Origin of the sequence: Dyadobacter sp. CECT 9275 (assembly GCF_907164905.1) — a bacterium.
In the GTDB taxonomy this organism is placed as follows: Bacteria; Bacteroidota; Bacteroidia; order Cytophagales; family Spirosomataceae; genus Dyadobacter; species Dyadobacter helix.
The window spans coordinates 153,695-172,031 of record NZ_CAJRAF010000004.1; the positions used below are offsets into that span (position 1 = coordinate 153,695).

The following is an 18,337-nucleotide window of genomic DNA, read 5'->3' on the forward strand; positions in this document are numbered from 1 at the left end:
TAGACATTTGCCATGTATATACAAAATTCATCATGTTAGATAAGATCATTCAATTTTCAGTTAGAAATAAACTGGCGATTGGGATATTCATGCTGCTGTGGGTTGCCTACGGCGTATTTGAAGTTACCCGGTTGCCAATTGATGCCGTACCCGATATTACCAATAACCAGGTACAGGTGATCACCACCGCCCCTGCCCTCGGGGCAGAGGACGTAGAACGACTCATTACTTTTCCTATTGAACAGGCCATTAGTAATATTCCGGGACTTCAGGAAAGCCGTAGCATGTCGCGCTTCGGATTATCGCTCATTTCCATAGTCTTTGACGACAAAGCAGATATTTACTGGGCACGCCAGCAGGTTACCGAGCGGCTTGCCCAGGTTGAAATGAACGAAAATGCCAGCAAACCGGAGCTTGCGCCTGTAACAACCGGGCTTGGAGAAATATACCAGTATGTGGTGAAGCCAAAAGACGGGTACGAAAAAAAGTTCTCACTCGCCGACCTTCGTACGACCCAGGACTGGATCATTCGCCGTCAGTTATTAGGTACGCCGGGTGTGGCGGACGTTTCCACCTTTGGCGGCGACCAGAAACAATATGAAGTGGCAGTGAACCCGACGCGCCTCAAGGCCGCAGGCCTGACAATCACCGATGTATTTACTGCACTGCAGCGTAACAACCAGAATACCGGCGGTGCCTACATAGAAAAAGGTCCTGCGGTACTATATATTCGAAGTATAGGGCTTGCCAGTTCTTATGAGGACATCCGGGATATCGTAGTTAAAACCAGCAGCAATGGTACACCTGTGCTGATCGGGCATATCGCTGACGTACGCCAGGGTTCGGCCATCCGTTACGGTGCCATGACCATGGCAGGAAAAGGTGAAGTGGCCGGAGGGATTGTAATGATGCTGAAAGGCGGGAATTCTTCGGACGTGATCAAAAATGTGAAAGCGCGCATAGCCGAAATTCAGAAAACCATACCCGAAGGAATGGAAATAGAAGCATTTCTGGACCGCACCAAGATGGTAAACAACGCGATTGGCACGGTACAAACCAATCTGCTGGAAGGCGCACTGATTGTGGTGCTCGTTCTGGTACTGTTTCTTGGCAATCTGCGTGCAGGACTTATTGTGGCGTCGGTCATTCCGTTATCCATGCTGTTTGCAGTGGCCATGATGAATCTTTTCGGGGTAAGTGGCAATCTGATGAGTCTGGGGGCGCTGGATTTTGGTTTGATTGTAGACGGAGCTGTGATCATTGTGGAGGCGATCTTACACCATCTTCACCATTCGCAAAAATACACCTCGGTCACCCGGATCAGCCAGGAGGAAATGGACAAGGAAGTAACCGGCTCAGCTTCAAGGCTGATGAATGCTGCGGTATTCGGCCAGATCATCATTCTGATCGTTTACCTGCCCATCCTCTCCCTCTCCGGTATCGAAGGCAAAATGTTTAAGCCCATGGCCCAAACCGTCTCCTTTGCAATACTGGGTGCCTTTATTCTCTCTCTTACCTATGTGCCGATGATCAGCGCTCTGTTTATCAGCAAGAAAATAACCAACAAGCCCGGCATATCGGACCGGATGATGACACGCCTCGAAAACGGATACGAAAAGCTGCTGACCCGAGCATTACAGTTTAAGAAAAGCCTGGTGGCCACTGCGTTTTTTCTTTTCGGTATTACCATTTATATTTTTATGCAAATGGGGGGTGAATTTATCCCGCAACTCGAAGAAGGAGATTTTGCAACAGAAACCCGCCTGCTTGTAGGCACCAACCTGAGTACCACCATTCATGCGATCAACCGTATTTCGGAGCGGCTCCAAAAAGAGTATCCCGAAGTACAAAAAGTAGTTTCCCGAATAGGAAGCGCCGAAATCCCAACGGATCCTATGCCGATCGAAGGCGGAGATATGGTGATCGTCCTAAAGGACAAAAAGGAATGGACCAGCGCCAAAAACTTCTCCGAACTCGCAGAAAAAATGGCTGCAACCGCACAGGAAGTGGTACCGGGTGTATCCACCAGCTTTCAATACCCGGTTCAGATGCGTTTCAACGAACTGATGACCGGTGCCAAGCAGGATGTCGTCTGTAAAATTTTCGGAGAAGACCTGCATAAACTAAGCCGTTATGCCGATCAGCTCGGCGCCATTTCCCGTACCGTCGAAGGCACCGCTGACCTGTACGTAGAGAAAGTTACCGGCATGCCGCAAATTGTAATTGAATTCAACCGGCACGAAATAGCAAAGTACGGGCTGAATATTGACGAGATCAACCGGACTATCAACGCGGCATTTGCCGGAGCCGCTGCCGGGCGGATCTACGAAGGAGAAAAACGTTTCGACCTCGTTGTACGGGTGGGAGAAGAAGGTCGGAAAAATTTAGAAAACGTACAGAATCTCCTGATCTCCACTCCATCAGGTATGCAAATTCCCCTTTACCAGGTGGCAAAGATTGGCGAAATTGAAGGCCCGAATCAGATCCAGCGCGAAAATACCCGTCGCCGTATCATCGTTGGTTTCAACGTTCGGGGGCGCGATGTGCAATCGATCGTAGAAGAGCTTCAAAAAAAGGTAGACTCCAAAATGAAGTTCGAGGCGGGGTATAGTATTACTTACGGAGGAGCATTCGAAAATTTACAGCAGGCCAAATCCCGCCTGAGCATTGCGGTTCCTGTCGCCCTGTTACTTATTTTCATGATGCTTTATTTCGCATTTTCTTCTGTACGTGAGGGAGCGCTGATCTATACGGCCATACCCCTCTCTGCGATCGGCGGCGTATTGGCCTTAGTGGCACGTGATATGCCTTTTAGTATTTCTGCGGGGGTTGGTTTTATTGCGCTTTTTGGTGTGGCAGTACTCAACGGGATCGTGCTGATCTCAGAATTTAACCGGATCAAAAAAGAAGGTACCATCACTGACCCGCTCCATCTCGTACTCACAGGGACGCGTAACCGGCTAAGACCGGTACTCATGACTGCCGCCGTGGCTTCACTAGGCTTCTTCCCCATGGCCCTCAGCAATGGGGCTGGTGCGGAAGTGCAGCGCCCGCTGGCCACAGTGGTAATAGGTGGGTTGATCACCGCCACCATCCTCACATTATTTGTGTTGCCGGCATTGTTTCTGCTTGTAGAAGGTAAAAGCAAAAAACATTTCCTGGGACCACCAGCCGCTATCCTACTCCTTTTGCTACTGGCAACGCCTGCATGGGCACAATCTCCGGCCAAGCCTGTCGGCCTGCACACGGCTATTGCAATAGCGGGGCAAAAGAACCTGCAGATACAGCGCGCAAGGCTGAATGAAAAAGCCGGAGAACGCAGGAAAGATAGCGGATTTGATTTACCCAAAACCATCCTGGACACGGAATACGGTCGTTTTAACAGTATCCACAACGATAACCGGATCGGGGTCAGCCAGAGCTTTGCCTTTCCTTCTGTTTATATGCATCAGAAAAAGGTACTGCAAGCAAACTTTGAAGCAGCGCAGGCGCAAACCAGACTGTCGGAACAAGAAATACGGGCCAATGTCCGACTGCTTTTTTATCAGTATCAGTCACTGGTAAGCCGAAAAAAGCTGCTGACCTATGCCGACAGCATTTTCAGAATTTTTGAAGATAAATCCAACCTCCGTTTTGAAAAAGGCGAGGCCAATCTTCTGGAAAAAACGGCCGCTCAGGCCCAGCGCCAGCAAATTACCAACCAGCTAAATCTGCTGCAAGGAGATCTGGCAATAACCGAACGGCATTTCAATCTGTTGCTACAGGATACTGTGAGCTATGTACCGGAGATCGTACCACAGCGTATCAGCTATATTCTTACAAAGACTGACTCTACAGGAACGGTAACAGCATCACCGGCTGTTGTCCTTGCCCAAAGTGAAAGACAGGCCGCAGAATACCGCTGGAAGACTGAGAAAGCCAGACTCCTGCCAGATTTTACGGTGGGTTACAATAACCAGAGTATCATTGGAAATCAGACCGTGGACGAGCAAAATATTTATTATAATGGTGGTGCCCGTTTCAGTTTTTGGTCAGCGGGAATCGGGATACCGATTTTCTTTAAGGCCCAGTCGGCAAAGGCTGCTGCCGCTAAAATTGATTTTCAAGGCAGTCAGAAATACGAAGCAGAAGCTATCCTCCGGCTCGAGGCCGAACGCAGTACTACTTTGGCCCAAATCGCAAAATACCAGCAGAGCCTGCAGTACTACGAAGGCAACGGATTGAGCCATTCGGATACCATCATCGCCGCGGCGAGCGAACAACTCCGCCTTGGGGAAATTAATTATCTCCAGTGGGTCCTGCTGGTCAACCAGTCCATAGCCATCCGAAGCGAATACCTGGATATCCTGCATTATTACAACCAGTCTGTGATCCAACTTTTAAGACTTAACAATCAATAAGATGAAACCATATATTCTCAGCCTGGGCGTATTGCTCTGGGCATCCTGCAGTCAGCCCAAAAATGAAGAACCGGATAACCATCGTCAGCCGCAAATGGAGCAAAAAGGAAACACTTTGGTATCCTTCAACACCGCTCAACTCAAAACCGTTGGCGTGGAGATAGGTACCCCTGTTCGGGAAAAAGTAAGCGGAAGCCTCAGTCTCCAGGGGAAAATTGATGTACCCCCGCAAAGTACCGTAAGTCTCAGCTTCCCGCTTGGCGGTTACCTGAAATCCACCCGGATGCTTCCGGGCATGCACATAAAAAAAGGTCAGGTACTGGCAGAACTGGAAGATATGCAGTTTATTCAGCTACAGCAGGATTATTTAACAGCGAAAGAAAAATTCACACTGGCCGAAAGCGAGTTTATACGCCAGCGCGACCTGAATGCAAGCAAAGCAAGCAGTGATAAGGTTTTCCAGCAAGCACGGGCCGAAATGGAAACACAGCGCATATTAATGAGCGCGCTGGCCCAGAAACTCGAGGTGATCGGAATTAACCCGGCGAAGCTGAAACCGGACAATATTTCCAAAAGCGTTGCCATAATGTCGCCTATTAACGGATTTGTATCAAAAGTGAATGTAAACGTGGGGAAATATACTTCACCTACCGATATGCTTTTCGAGCTGGTAGATCCGCGTGATATCCACCTCTCACTGAACGTGTTTGAGAAAGACCTGTCCGCGCTGGCCATCGGACAAAAAGTAGTTGCCTATACCAATGCGGCACCAGAGAAAAAATTCATGGCAGAGATCATTCTGATCGCTAAAAACCTTGATGCCGACCGCATGGCCGAAGTACACTGCCATTTTGAGCGATACAGCCCTGAACTTGTTCCCGGCATGTTTATGAACGGGGAAGTATTCGTATCCCGCCACGACGCACTGACGGTGCCGGAAGAGGCAGTGGTACGGTGGGACAACCGCTATTACGTATTCACCGAAAGTGGTAACGGACAATTTGAAATGGTAGAAATAAAGCCCGGCCCGGTGCATCAAGGCAGGCTGCAGATCAGTGGGAAGGGTATTCAGGCAACCACCCGGCTTGTGGTGCGGAATGCGTATGCCCTGCTGATGAAAATCAAGAATACCGAAGAAAGTTAAGTTTTTGGTACGGGCAACGTCACCACTTGCCCGTACCAAATTTAACCATTTAGAACATCTCCCCTCACCCATCATAACCATACGACTGCAACCGATAAGGGAAGATAACCAGACAAACAGCGGAAAACTGCTTGTTGTCCTAACTTGCCACTGCTACCAGCCGGTGTTCTGGGTGAGTTTAGGATTCAGCTGGATTTCTGAATAGGGAATCGGATAAAAATACCGGTTGTCGCCAAAGGTTTTAACCTGGTTCACGTTCCATAATAAATTCCCCTTGGTACCACCTGAAAGCTTGCTTACGGTACCGTTGATGTTAACATATACAACACCCGAAACCGTGGAAGCCGGTGTTGAAGAGACAAAGCAAACATCGGGTTTACCGTCACTGTTTAGATCAATCAGCTGATTAAGCCCCGGAACGTACATACCTGTATAGACCTTTTCCAGGTTGGACCCACTTTTCCAGCGCAGCAAATCGTCAAAACGGAAGCCTTCCCCTACCAGCTCAATTCCTCGTTCCCGGCGGATTTCAAGTAATACGGGATCCGAAATGCCAGGGTAAAAATTGGCCCGAAGGTAGGCATCGGCTACGGTGGGCTGTGCCGTGTTGGTGATACCAGCACGTTTCCTTAAAGCCCCGATTGTTTTATCCCAATCCTCGGCGGTGAGAGTTCCCAGCTCAGATTTTGCTTCGGCATAATTTAACAGGACTTCGGCATAACGCATAATCGGAATAGAATTATAACTCTCCGAGCGTGAGTCGTAATAAGGATTATCAAGGGAAAACTTCATGGTATGGTAGCCCGTGATAGTTACGTTGAAGTTGGGAAATCCGAGCGACCCATCCGACCGTACGTAAGTCGGCAGCCGAACTGTCTGCCCGAGCCGGGCATCCCTGTTAACGATTTCCCGCTGATAGGTAAGCGTATCATACCCGGCTTTGTCGGTAAACCTGCTGCCGTCAATATTCAGGTAGGTATTAACAAAATGCTTGTCCAGACTTAGCCTGCTTCCTGTTGTCGGGCTGTTATACCAATAGGTAGACGCATGCCACTTCTGCAATGAATTATTATATACCGAAGCCAGAATAATTTCCTGCGTATTAGGGGTTTCGTTAATAAACAGTGACCGGTAGGCACTGGTGGCGTTTCCGGTTACCAGGCTGTACTGTCCGCTGCTCATGAGTTGCTGTGAGGCATCGGCTGCTGCCGCGAACCAGTCGTTGGGATTTCCTGTCAGGGAAAGTTCGGTATGGTACTTCCGGAAGGTCCCTTCAAAAAGGCATATCCTGGATTTCAGGGCAAGTGCTACCCATTTGGTAACTGTGCTGCCTGTTGTATTTTTAGTAGCATAAATGTTATTACAGGCAAAATTGATATCTGCCAGCACCGAATCCATAATCATTTCACGACGGTCGCGAGCCTTATACAACGTGGAATCCGCAACATCAAGCGTGGTATTGTACCAGGGTACGTCCCCGAAACGTTTTACCATTCCAAAGTAAAAATAAGCCCTGAAAAACCTTGCAATCCCCGAATAGTGGTTCTTGGCCGCAGCCGAAATATTTACATTGTGGTTATTCTGGATAAAATAGTTCAGGTTCCGCAGATTGGTCCAGGTCCAGCCGGTTACGTTATTTTCGGTGATATTACCTGCAAGCAGATAGTCCGGCACTACCGTAGGTACGGTGATATCCGTCATTACGTCACCGGAATAAATAGCAGGTGCCGCGGGCAGCATATTGGCATAGAGCCCGTTGATATACAACTGTAAAGTAGCCTCGCTGGCAAAAGCCTGGTCAGCGGTAAGTTTATCTTTCGGGTCCTTCGTGAGAAAATCCTCGCACGAAAACAGTGCTCCTGCACAAACCAGGAATATGAGTTTTAAAAAATAATTTTTCATTTTAAAGATCTTTAGAATGTCAGATTTAATCCAATTGTATATGATTTCAACATAGGATAACTGTTTCCATCTCCCTGAGACGCGCTCACCTCCTGGTCCGAACCTTCGATGACTTCCGGATCGAAATTGCGGTTATGCTTGTACATCGGCGAATAAGTCCACAGATTCTGGCCAGTAAAGTAAATTTGTACCGCGTTCAGCTTGATACGCTTCACAATGTCCGTCGGAATGGAATAACCCAGCGTAAGGTTTTTCAGGCGGATATAACTTGCGTTCTGAAGGTACCTGGTTTGCGTGAGTGCAAGCTCTCTTGTGCCCGACAATGCAGTGTAACCTCTGTACCGTGGAAAATAAGCACTTTGGCTCGGGTTGTCCTCCGTCCAGCGGTCAAGCGTGGAAGTTGGCATCTGGTTGTAAGGGCGGTTGTAATGCCCCCAGAAATAGGCAGACTCCGTGGAAGGATACCAGTCCCTCTTGCCCACTCCCTGAAAAAACGCAGTAAGGGAAAAGTTGTTCCAGTCGAAGCTGGTCGTTACCCCGTAGGGCAGGCGGATGGAAGAATTACCGATAATTTTACGGTCTCCGGGATCATTAACCGTGTTGCTGCCGTTGTTGATGACCTTGTTACCGTCCAGATCTCTGAACTTAAGGTCTCCCGGTAAGATTTTATTACTGTTGGATACCACAACATATTTCTGATTGGCGTGGCTATCAATATCTCCCTGAGAAGTAAAAAAGCCCTCTGTTTCAAATCCCCAGATTTCCCCGATCTTCTGTCCCTTGTAGTAGGATGTCAGGGTGTTCGTGGGGTTGTTGAACTTTGTAATCTCCGACTGGTTATCCGCAAGAGTAAGTCTTACACTGTATTTCAAAGGCTTTCTCATGGCAATTTCATCTGACCAGGTAAGGGATAATTCCCATCCTTTTGTAAGCAGGTCGGCATTATTACCCTTGGGAACCGTTGCTCCAAATACAGCAGGCAGGACTTGTCCGGTTGTGATCATACCGGTAGTATTGCGGTGGTACCAGTCGAAAGTTGCTGAAAGCCGATGCTGAAAAACATCGACGTCCACACCCAGGTCAAGCGTTGTGGCTTTTTCCCAGGTAATGCGGTTCGGAATGACAGCCGGATTCTGGATATAGGTGGCATAGGTACCGTTCACGATGGTGGTGGAAGCCTGCGGTGTAATGGTTTCCAGGAACGTATACGGATCAATATTTCCGTTACCCAGCGAACCATAGGATCCTCTTAATTTCAATGTGTTCAGCCATCTTTTAGTGGAAGACATAAAGTTTTCATCCGACACCCTCCATCCTACCGACCCCGACGGAAAAAAACCGAACTGCTGATTCAACGGAAACTTGGAGGAGCCGTCATAACGTCCATCAAATTCTACCAGATACTTGTTTGCAAATGCATAGTTAATCCGGTAAAAAAGGCCCGAGGTGGCCCAGCTGCTTCCCCCGCCCGTAAGCTTATAATTGGTCCCGCTGGCCAGGTTAAAATCCAGAAGATCATCCACCAGCAAACCGTCACGCTGTACATACTGCAGACTGATGTCGTCGTATTCCACATTCCAGCCGGCAATCACACCCAGAGAATGTTTCTTGAAATCCTGGTTGTAATTGGCATAAATATTACCCACATAATGCTTATTAAGTATCTCGTTATTAGACATGTAATTCAATCCAGAGGTAATAAGCTCGTTGGGCCGGATGCTGTACGGTACTGTAAAATATTTTTTCTGATCCGTGGTATTGGTATAGAGGTATGAAAAATCACCTTTGATGCTCAGCTTGTTTTTGATAACCGTAGCATCGAAATTCAGCGAGTTTCTCAGGAAGGTCTGCCCCGACTTGGAATAACTTTTACCATAGTAAAAATCACCTATAGAATATGCTCCGCTAATAGACAAACTGCCGTCCGGATTCAGCAAAGGCATAAATGGGAAGCCGGTCTGAGACAGGGTGTTCCAAATCCCGCTCACACCTGCTTTTGAAAGACTGCTCAATGGGTAGTAATAATTGTAGCTGGACAAATCTGACAGTCCGGAAATGGTGAGCCAGTCAGTCGCTTTAACGCTGCCTTTGAATCTGAGATTGTAGCGATTGAATTTGTCGGTGTTGTACCTGAATATGCCGCCCTGGTTATAATATTTTCCCGAGATGGAATAGGTAACCTTTTCACTCCCTCCTGTTACAGAAATATTATGCTCCGTTGACGGGTTGGAATCTTTGTATAACTCCTTCATCCAGTCGGTATTGGCATAATAGACATAATTGCCTGTGCTGCGGTCAATGGAGTACTGCGGCAGACCAGGATTGTCGTTATGAAATTTTAGTGAATCCAGGTAAGCCGCTGAAAAAGCCACTTTATTATCAACCGTGGTAGGGTGCGACAGGTAATCATACCAGCTTGAGTATGACTCGTCAAAATTTGCAGCCCACTGGTATCCATTTGTCACCAGGTCCGGTGTTACCGTTCTTTGGTTTACAGAAAAATTACTGGAGTACTTGATCTGAACTTTGCCTTTCTGCGGTGTTTTGGTTGTGATCAACACCACCCCGTAAGCCGCCCTTGCACCATATATGGCGGCAGAAGAAGCATCCTTCAAAACAGAAACACTGGCAATATCATTGGGATTCAAGGTATTGGGATCTCCGGGCACGCCGTCGATCAGAATCAGTGCACTTCCGCCCGACCCAATGGAGGTGGTACCCCTCACATTATAAGTAGCACCTCTTGTGGGTTTCCCGTCCGTCATCTTGATATTCAAATTGGGAACCGCTCCCTGAAGGCTTCGGGCCACATTTGGCGTGGGACGGTTGTCAAAATACTCTGTCCCGACCTGATCCACCGCCCCGGTCAGGTTTACCTTCTTTTGGGTACCATATCCTACCACGATCAGTTCATCCAATGTTTTGGTATCGGGTTTGAGCGTGATGTCCAGCTGCGTTCTGGTTCCTACGATAACCTCCTGTGATATGTGGCCCACAAACGAAAAAATCAAAGACGACTGTTCGTCGGGAACGGAAATGGTATACTTTCCTTCCACATCCGTTGTGGTACCCTTCTGAGTACCTTTTATAATGATGCTTACGCCGGGCAATCCTTCACCCTTTTCATCAGCCACCCGGCCAGAAATGTTCAGATCCAGATGTGCCTCGGTATTGTCCTTTATTACCGTTTTCGGCTGAATCTGTTTCGGAGCGGGTGTCATTACTCTGGCACCCTGCTTGAGCATAATCTGCCCTCTTACCGACTGATATTCAATGTTCAGGGGCGTTAGCAACTGATCCAGAACAGTCGCCAGTGACTGAGCTTCTGCATGGAGACTGATCACCTCTTTCACCGGAATAATGCTCCGGCTGTAAGCAAACCTGACCTTGGTTTGTTCCTCGAGTACATGAAGCGCTTCGTGCAGCGTCACATTTTTAAGGTGCACGGTAACCGGGCGTTTCAGAAGATCCTGGGCATCAGAATTTCGGGCACTTGCAATGGCCGTAAACAATCCGGCAATCAGTAGCTGTAATAGCGATAATCGCATAATATAGTACGCTGTCTTGCTTTTTCGTAAAAAAAACATAAATTTTGGGATTAATTAAGTGGACAATAAAATGCTCTTCTCACCTGAAAGTGATAAAGTTAGGACATGCTTCATTTGATGCCGGAAGTGCTGCAATCACTTCCGGTTTTTCACAAGCAGTACAAAAATTCTCCTGGTTGTCTGGTCATATTAGAAAGATTTGGGATTGATAAAATATGCTGTGGATGATGGGTTTACGCGTTGATATTAGTTAAATAGCACTTTCGCAGCCTTCGCCTTTGATCAGGATGTTGTTACCATCCATTTCGTAGGAGGCGTTCAGCATTTGGGTAAGTGTTTCTAAAATCTCCGGCAAGCGATTGTTTTCGAAAGTCGCCTTCACCAGACAGTTATTCAGCTTGTTGTTATCCAGCCGTATCTGAACTCCGAACCTCGATTGTAGCCTTTGGGCAACTTCTCCTAGTTTCTCATCCTCAAATGTAAGTGAGGCTGGCTGCCAGGTTTCCACCCGTTCTGCCACAGGTACTAAGGTACTTGCGCTCAGTGTACCGGTAGCTACCTCAAAAACGGCCTGCTGACTGGGGAGCAGTACTACCTGTTTTTTCGAAGTATTGTTATCAGGTGCTGATACATTTACCTTTCCGGAAACAACCGCTACCACATAACGCTGCGTTGCAGGATCGGCCTTTACATTAAAGCTGGTACCCAGCACTTTAACTACAACCGCCTGGGTTTTAACAAGAAAAGGATGAAGCGGATCTTTGGTAACGTCAAAAAATGCCTCCCCCTCTATCCGCACCTCGCGGGTTTCCACAAGCGTGAAAGTCTGTGCATTGTAATAAAGTGTTGCCTGAGGATTGAGCCACACCGAACTACCGTCGGGCAAATGGTGCCGGACTATTTTTTTAGTACCATTCCGGATCGTAGTCTCCTGAACACCAGAAATTAAAGTCCCCCGCATCTGGCTGCCGGAGAGATAAAAATAGGTTAAAAGCCCGCTTAACATCAGAATGACAGCGGCCGCAGCATAACGAAGCGTTCTGGAAGTAATCGAAAGCCCGTTGGCTCGCGGCAGGAGCCTGACTTCACCGTCTGCCTGAACAGTGATCATATTTTGAACTTTCTTAAAATGTTCCTGCTGATTAAAAAGCTGGGAAGCATGATCAGCATCCGCCTTATGAATCCCCGCATACCATCTCTCCACCAACAAAATTTCGTCCTCCGTACAGGTACCGCTCAGATAACGCTCAAGAAGTTCGGGAGAAATAAAGTTTTGGTTCATATAAATTCTTTAAATTGTTATTTAGCCCATTGGTCCTTCTATAAATAAGACGTTCAACCAAACAACAACCCTGGCGGAATTTCAAAAAAATATTTACTTTTAGATTTGAAGCGGATGTTATTTAAAAGTTTAGGATGGATTTTACATACCATGACAAGGACGATTTGCAACTGTGGCAGCTGATCAGTACTCAATCAGATGCAGGCGCTTTTGCGGAAGTTCACAGGCGCTTTTCAACCTCCCTGTTTGCACTGGCATACCGGAAAACAGGGGATGAAACTGTTGCTGAGGACCTTGTACAGGATCTTTTCGTGGCGTTGTGGACTGGCCGGGATACCATTCATCCGGAGAAAGCCTTGAACAGCTATCTCTTTTCAGCTCTCAAAAACCGGATTATTTCCTATTACAGAAAACAGCTGCACCGGGATTCGGTTTCGCTGAGCGTGCTGCAGCCCGAAACGCTTGTATCCTATTCTGCCAATGCGGTGGAAGAGTATATTAATTTCAGGCAGGCCAACGAGAGCTACCAGGTTCAGCTTCAGAACCTGCCAGAGAAAACCAGAGAGGTATTCGAATTAAGCCGCAGCGGACTCACCAATAAAGAAATCGGAGGGCTTTTGGGCCTGGCCGAAAAAACGATCGAATTTCACATCAGCAAATCCCTGAAGCTGCTTCGTATGGGTATGGGCTATTCCTCCTATCTTCTCCTGGTATGGTTTTCAAAATAGCAACCTGGGCAGACCACTACTAAGCAGCGATCGTATGGGGAGGATAACCAAAGTGATTTTTAAAGGCGCTGGAAAAATGTGATAGGTTTTCAAAACCAACTTCGAGGTATACGTCGACGGGTGTCTATTTAATCGCCAGGCCGATCAGCTCTGCCACATTTTTGACATTTGCCTTCTTCATGATACTCGACCTTTGGTTTGCTACGGTGTTGGCGCTGATATCCAGGTATTCGGCTATTTCCCTGCTACTCATTCCCTCCGTCAAACATTTTAACACCTGCTGCTCCCTGGGCGTAATAATTTTCCAGATGGAAGGCTTAGATCCATCCTCTGCTGATTTTACCTCCGGCAAGTTAGCCCCCTTTTTCAGCAGGTTTTTAATAATGACAGAAGATGCCGCTGGTGGATAGTACAAATCTCCCTTCACTACGCTTCTCACGGCGTGCAGAATATCTTCTCTCCGGGCATCCTTTAAAAGATACCCCGCAGCTCCAAACCTTACCGCTGATAATATATAATCCGGATTGTTATGCATGCTGAAGACGAGCATACGAACCCGGGGATAAACCGGTGTAAGCTGCCGGATGACCTCAAGCCCCGACATACGCGGCATCGTTAAATCCAGCAAAACCACCTGCGGATGCACTTTTTCAATCATAACCGCTACCTCATCGCCATCCGAAGCCTCTCCGACAATGAGGATATCAGGTTCGTCCTGCAGGAGTGTGATAATACCCTGCCTCACAACCGAGTGATCGTCAACCACCAATATACGAATAGGTACCATCAGGCTCTCAGTTCAGTTTTAGTTTAATAATCAGTCGGGTGCCTCCGTTCAGTTCAGACTCTATCTCCAGATCGCCGTTTAACAGTTCGGTACGGGTTCTGATGTTTTCGATTCCGTTCTGCGACAGGAAGGAATGTTTCTGATCCTTCAGATTCCCGATTATAAATCCTTTCCCGTCATCCTGAACCACCAGAATAATCTTGCTTTCCCGCCTGATCAGCTGGATCACGATATGGCTTGCCTCTGCATGTTTGACAGCATTATTCAAGGCTTCCTGCGCTATCCGGTACAGCCCTATTTCCATCGGCTGAGGCATCGTAATCCGTTCTGTGGTTCCTTCAAAGCTGACCTGCATGCCAGTTGAATCCGAGGTTTGCTCACATAACAATTTCAGGGCGGCGCTCAATCCGAAATCGCCCAGGACCGAAGGCATGAGGTTATAGGAAATCTGGCGGGTGGTCTGGATAATATCCTGGATGAGCTTTACGAGCTGTTCAAACCGTAACCGCTGCTTTTCATCCTCAAATGGCACCTGCATCAGCTTTTCCGCATGTAATTTAAGCCCCGTCAACATCTGCCCTATCCCGTCATGCAGCTCTCGGGCAAAACGTTTGCGCTCCTCCTCCTGCCCTTCTATCAGCGCCGCAGCCCTGATCCTGTCCTCGGCCAGTTGCAGTTCATATTTTTCGGCCTCAATTCTTACAATATCCTTTTGTGTTTTAACAAGCTCATTATTAGACGATTCCAGTTTTTTATTAGATTCAGCCAGTGCTCTTTCGGATTCGGTCACCAACCTTATGGCTCTTTTGGTGGTATTCACCACGGGCCTGAAGATCAGCAAGCCTTCCGCCAGCAGTACCAGTATGGTCATGATGTCCATGATCCATTCAATGGTTTCCAGATTTTTGAGCCTCGCATAACTTTCCTTGTCAAACTGAAATACTATTTCATTCATATTCGCAAGAAAAACCGGCTCCTTTTCCAGAATCAGTTTCAAAACGATCTGCTTTTCCGAAAGAGGCGACTTCGGATTACCAATCACCAGGAAGCTCTCATAGATCTGCTCAAAAACGGGATCAAGCCTTTTGAACATTTCATCCAGCGGCCTGCTTTTCCAGGTTACCACTTCGGTCCCTATTTTTAACCTCCGGCTTGCAAGCTGCTGATGGCTTTCTTTCCAGACATGCAACAGGGAGTCAAAACTAGCCGAATCGGCATGTGGGATACTTTCAATTGAAAGAATGGAAAGTTTGGTTAAACGCTGGCTCAGCATCCTTTGCCTACCCGCTACATTGACTACCCTTCCGTCGTAATTGAGGCTCATGATGGTTTTCCGGATCAGGAATAATCCTCCCAATGTCAGAAATGCGACCACCATTAATGCCACAACATAAAAACGCGTAAGACTTCCGGCTACGCGTTTATCCACATTTTCCATTGCTCGCTTTACAATCCAATATACACCTGATTTTCTTTAACCATCACCGGAAACGTATTAATCCGATACGAGTCATCATTAAGGCATTGTCCGCTTTGTAATGAAAATGTCTTTTTATGAAACGGACAAGCCACTTTTGGTTCACCATCCTGGCTGCCAATCATCCCCCGCGCCACCGCCATCTGCTGCCTGTGCGGACATTCATTATCTGTTGCGTACCACTCCCCTCTTCTGGCAAAGTTAAAGATAGCAATTTGTTTTCCTTCAATCAGTGCACATCCGCCGCCATCTTCGGGAATATCTTCTACATGACAAGCCCTGTGCCATACAATTCGGTCCTTGGTATTTTTTACTGGTTCCATTTTCAGATTGAGGCCTCGCCTCCTATTAAGTTAAGTAATGCTGCTTGATTTTAACTGCCCACAGTACTGTAGACTTTTAACTAAAAACTTAAAACTCACCTTTCTTACACCCAATCCTTCACCCTTTTCTGTTCACGCATAGGCTCAAAGGCGACCGTCGGGTCTTTAACCGGCGCATTCACAAAATGAGAGAAACGTTTCCTCAGTTCGGGGCTCTCAACCACCTCTTTCCATTCGCATTTGTAAACATCAATGAGTGCCTGCATATCCCTTTCCAGCTCATCGGCTATTTTAAGCGCGTCGTCCACCACAACGGCCTTCAGATAATGGATACCTCCTTCCATTTTGTTCAGCCAGGTGGCTGTTCTGGTAAGCGGATCAGCCGTTTTGATATAAAACATCAGAAACCTGTCTATCAGACGGATACAGGTATCTCTGTCAATATCGGTTGCCAGAAGCTGCGCATGCTGTGGCTTGGAGCCGCCGTTTCCACACACGTACAGATTCCAGCCCTTTTCGGTGGCTATAATGCCGAAATCTTTACTCTGTGCCTCTGCACATTCCCTGATACATCCTGATACCGCCGATTTTAGTTTATGGGGTGACCGGAGACCCTTGTATCTGTCCTCCACTTCAATGGCAAACGATACCGAGTCCTGGACTCCAAACCTGCACCAGGTGGACCCAACACAACTTTTGACCGTCCGTAAAGATTTTCCATAAGCATGGCCGCTTTCGAAACCGGCATGGATGAGTTCTTGCCAAATGTCAGGCAGGTCGTTCAGATGCGCCCCAAACAAGTCGATGCGCTGCCCGCCGGTTATTTTGGTATACAGGCCGTATTTTTGTGCTACTTTACCGATCACGATCAGTTTTTCGGGTGTTATCTCTCCACCGGGAATCCTCGGAACCACGGAATAGGTACCTCCCTTTTGAATGTTTGCCAGATAGCGGTCATTGGAATCCTGAATGGGAGCACGGTCTTTCTGCAAAATATTTTCGTTCCAGAGGCTTGCCAAAACAGAGCCGACCAGTGGCTTGCAAATTTCACAGCCATCACCTTTCCCGAAATGATCCAGAACCCCGTTGTATGTTCTGATGCCGCTCATCTTCACAAGATCCAGAAGTTCCTGGCGGGAATGGTCAAAATGTTCGCAAATCACATTCCTTACATATACCCCTTGCTCCTTAAGAACACCCTGAATAATATCCTTTACCATCGGTACACAACCGCCACAGCCCGTCCCTGCTTTGCAGCATTTTTTAATAGCATCCAGGGTGGTATGCCCATTTTCGGCTACTTCATGACAAATCATCCCTTTGGTCACCGCTTCACAGGAGCAAATGAGCGCATCGTCAGGCAAACTCATCACGCCTGCTCCACCGGTTTCCGCTCCCCGGTTTCCCAGAATCACATCCTCGGCATCCGGCGGCAGGATGGTTTTGTTCTTGCAAGTCTGCAGAAGCAGGTTATATTGTTCAGCGTCACCGACGAGAATACCGCCTAGCAGCGTCTTGCCATCCGCAGAAACGTTAATCCTTTTGTATATCCCCTTGGCTTTGTTCTCGTACCGGATGGTTTTGCAGGCTGGCTCTTCGGTGAACGGATCTCCAAAACTGGCAACGTCAGTCCCAATCAGTTTCAGCTTGGTGGACATATCGTAAGGCTTAAATTCCTTTTCCACGCCGGTCAGGCAGCTTGCTACAACATCTGCCATTTCGTAACCGGGTGCTATAAGCCCATAGATCATGTGATGCACCAGGGCACATTCGCCTATCGCGAATATATGGGGATCAGAAGTTCTCAATTGATTATTTACCACGATACCCCCTCTAGGATGCGTTTCCAGACCAGCAATCCTCGCCAACTCATCCCGGGGCCGTATCCCTGCGGAAATCACCAGCATATCCACTTCCAGAAACGAATTATCGGCAAACTGCATCCCTTCAATGCAATCCGCCCCTTTAATCTCCTGAGTACTTTTAGAAAGGTGAATCTGTAAGCCAAGTGCTTCCAACTGGCCTTGCAGCATTCGGGAACCCGCATCGTCGATCTGGCGAGGCATGAGTCTGCTGGCAAATTCCACTACATGTGCTTCTTGCAAGCCCAGATCCAGCAAGGCTTTCGCCGCTTCCAGGCCCAGCAGTCCACCGCCGAGAACAGCACCTTTTGTAGCCTTTTTGGCGTATGACAAAATAAGCTCCAGATCTTCTATGGTACGGTATACAAATACCCCGTCCTTTTCCACTCCGGGAATGACTGGAACAAAGGCGCCGGAGCCTGTTGCCATGACCAGATAGTCATAATAAACTATATGACCATGGTGAGATCTTACACGCTTTTCGGCACGGTCAATATCCACGACGGGATCAGACAAGAATAACCTGATTTCATTTTCCTCATACCATTCAACTGGTGCCAGCATTAAGTCCTCCGCTGTTTTACCTGCAAAATACTCGCTTAAATGAACACGATCGTAAGCAGCTCGAGGCTCTTCCCCGAAAACAGTAATCGTCAGCAGGCCATCTTTTTTTCTTTTTGCCAATAGCTTTTCACAAAATTTGTAGCCCACCATGCCATTTCCGATGACTACAATACGAAGGGATGTTTGTGCATTCATAGTTATTTATGACTATATATTTATAACAACAAGCTCAATTAATTGTAATATTCTTATAAATAGCTAATTTTACTATAAATATTACAGGTCAAAAATAAATCGTGTTTTAGTCAAAACCTAATCTT

At 47.4% G+C, this 18,337-nt stretch carries 10 protein-coding genes and 1 pseudogene; 3 read left to right on the top strand and 8 right to left on the bottom strand.

The window, feature by feature from the left end:
- Positions 1-32 precede the first annotated feature (32 nt).
- Together KOE27_RS26455 and KOE27_RS26460 are read left to right on the top strand one after the other, a co-directional pair.
- Positions 33-4,400, top strand: a complete 4,368-nt coding sequence (locus tag KOE27_RS26455) for a CusA/CzcA family heavy metal efflux RND transporter (RefSeq protein ID WP_215241875.1) — start codon at positions 33-35, stop codon at positions 4,398-4,400.
- Position 4,401: 1 nt separating this feature from the next.
- On the top strand, positions 4,402-5,544 hold the full coding sequence (locus tag KOE27_RS26460) for an efflux RND transporter periplasmic adaptor subunit (RefSeq protein ID WP_215241876.1): 1,143 nt from the start codon (positions 4,402-4,404) through the stop codon (positions 5,542-5,544).
- 153 nt (positions 5,545-5,697) lie between these two features.
- On the opposite strand, the gene KOE27_RS26465 is transcribed toward KOE27_RS26460, so the two are convergent.
- The 3 genes from KOE27_RS26465 to KOE27_RS26475 form a co-directional block, all read right to left on the bottom strand.
- Positions 5,698-7,446, bottom strand: coding sequence for a RagB/SusD family nutrient uptake outer membrane protein (locus KOE27_RS26465; RefSeq protein WP_215241877.1), 1,749 nt, complete (start codon positions 7,444-7,446; stop codon positions 5,698-5,700).
- 11 nt (positions 7,447-7,457) lie between these two features.
- Positions 7,458-11,033, bottom strand: a complete 3,576-nt coding sequence (locus KOE27_RS26470; protein WP_215241878.1) for a SusC/RagA family TonB-linked outer membrane protein — start codon at positions 11,031-11,033, stop codon at positions 7,458-7,460.
- Positions 11,034-11,244: 211 nt separating this feature from the next.
- Positions 11,245-12,276 carry a FecR family protein gene (locus tag KOE27_RS26475; RefSeq protein ID WP_215241879.1) on the bottom strand — a complete coding sequence of 344 codons (1,032 nt, stop codon included), beginning with the start codon at positions 12,274-12,276 and terminating at the stop codon, positions 11,245-11,247.
- 134 nt (positions 12,277-12,410) lie between these two features.
- Between KOE27_RS26475 and KOE27_RS26480 the strand changes: the two genes are divergently transcribed.
- The gene (locus KOE27_RS26480) at positions 12,411-13,004 is read left to right on the top strand and encodes a sigma-70 family RNA polymerase sigma factor (protein ID WP_215241880.1); all 594 of its coding nucleotides are present in this window, start codon (positions 12,411-12,413) and stop codon (positions 13,002-13,004) included.
- Between the two features lie 19 nt (positions 13,005-13,023).
- On the opposite strand, the pseudogene KOE27_RS26485 reads toward KOE27_RS26480, so the two are convergent.
- The 5 genes and pseudogenes from KOE27_RS26485 to nirB all read right to left on the bottom strand — a co-directional run.
- Positions 13,024-13,125, bottom strand: a pseudogene (locus KOE27_RS26485) (helix-turn-helix domain-containing protein); the annotation flags it as partial.
- 3 nt (positions 13,126-13,128) lie between these two features.
- Positions 13,129-13,791 (bottom strand): response regulator, encoded by a 663-nt coding sequence (locus KOE27_RS26490; protein WP_215241881.1) that lies wholly within the window; start codon positions 13,789-13,791, stop codon positions 13,129-13,131.
- Positions 13,792-13,798: 7 nt separating this feature from the next.
- Entirely contained in the window at positions 13,799-15,229 is a 1,431-nt protein-coding gene (locus KOE27_RS26495; RefSeq protein WP_215241882.1) for an ATP-binding protein, read from the bottom strand.
- A gap of 8 nt (positions 15,230-15,237) precedes the next feature.
- On the bottom strand, positions 15,238-15,591 hold the full coding sequence (gene nirD, locus KOE27_RS26500) for a nitrite reductase small subunit NirD (protein WP_215241883.1): 354 nt from the start codon (positions 15,589-15,591) through the stop codon (positions 15,238-15,240).
- A 104-nt stretch (positions 15,592-15,695) separates the two neighbouring features.
- A complete protein-coding gene (gene nirB, locus KOE27_RS26505; RefSeq protein WP_215241884.1) occupies positions 15,696-18,212 on the bottom strand; it encodes a nitrite reductase large subunit NirB in 2,517 nt (838 codons plus the stop codon).
- Positions 18,213-18,337: the final 125 nt, after the last annotated feature.

Coding starts and splice junctions, on each gene's coding strand:
- KOE27_RS26455 (WP_215241875.1), top strand. CDS start 33: ATGTTAGATAAGATCATTCAATTTTCAGTTAGAAATAAACTGGCGATT.
- KOE27_RS26460 (WP_215241876.1), top strand. CDS start 4,402: ATGAAACCATATATTCTCAGCCTGGGCGTATTGCTCTGGGCATCCTGC.
- KOE27_RS26465 (WP_215241877.1), bottom strand. CDS start 7,446: ATGAAAAATTATTTTTTAAAACTCATATTCCTGGTTTGTGCAGGAGCA.
- KOE27_RS26470 (WP_215241878.1), bottom strand. CDS start 11,033: ATGTTTTTTTTACGAAAAAGCAAGACAGCGTACTATATTATGCGATTA.
- KOE27_RS26475 (WP_215241879.1), bottom strand. CDS start 12,276: ATGAACCAAAACTTTATTTCTCCCGAACTTCTTGAGCGTTATCTGAGC.
- KOE27_RS26480 (WP_215241880.1), top strand. CDS start 12,411: ATGGATTTTACATACCATGACAAGGACGATTTGCAACTGTGGCAGCTG.
- KOE27_RS26490 (WP_215241881.1), bottom strand. CDS start 13,791: ATGGTACCTATTCGTATATTGGTGGTTGACGATCACTCGGTTGTGAGG.
- KOE27_RS26495 (WP_215241882.1), bottom strand. CDS start 15,229: ATGGAAAATGTGGATAAACGCGTAGCCGGAAGTCTTACGCGTTTTTAT.
- nirD (WP_215241883.1), bottom strand. CDS start 15,591: ATGGAACCAGTAAAAAATACCAAGGACCGAATTGTATGGCACAGGGCT.
- nirB (WP_215241884.1), bottom strand. CDS start 18,212: ATGAATGCACAAACATCCCTTCGTATTGTAGTCATCGGAAATGGCATG.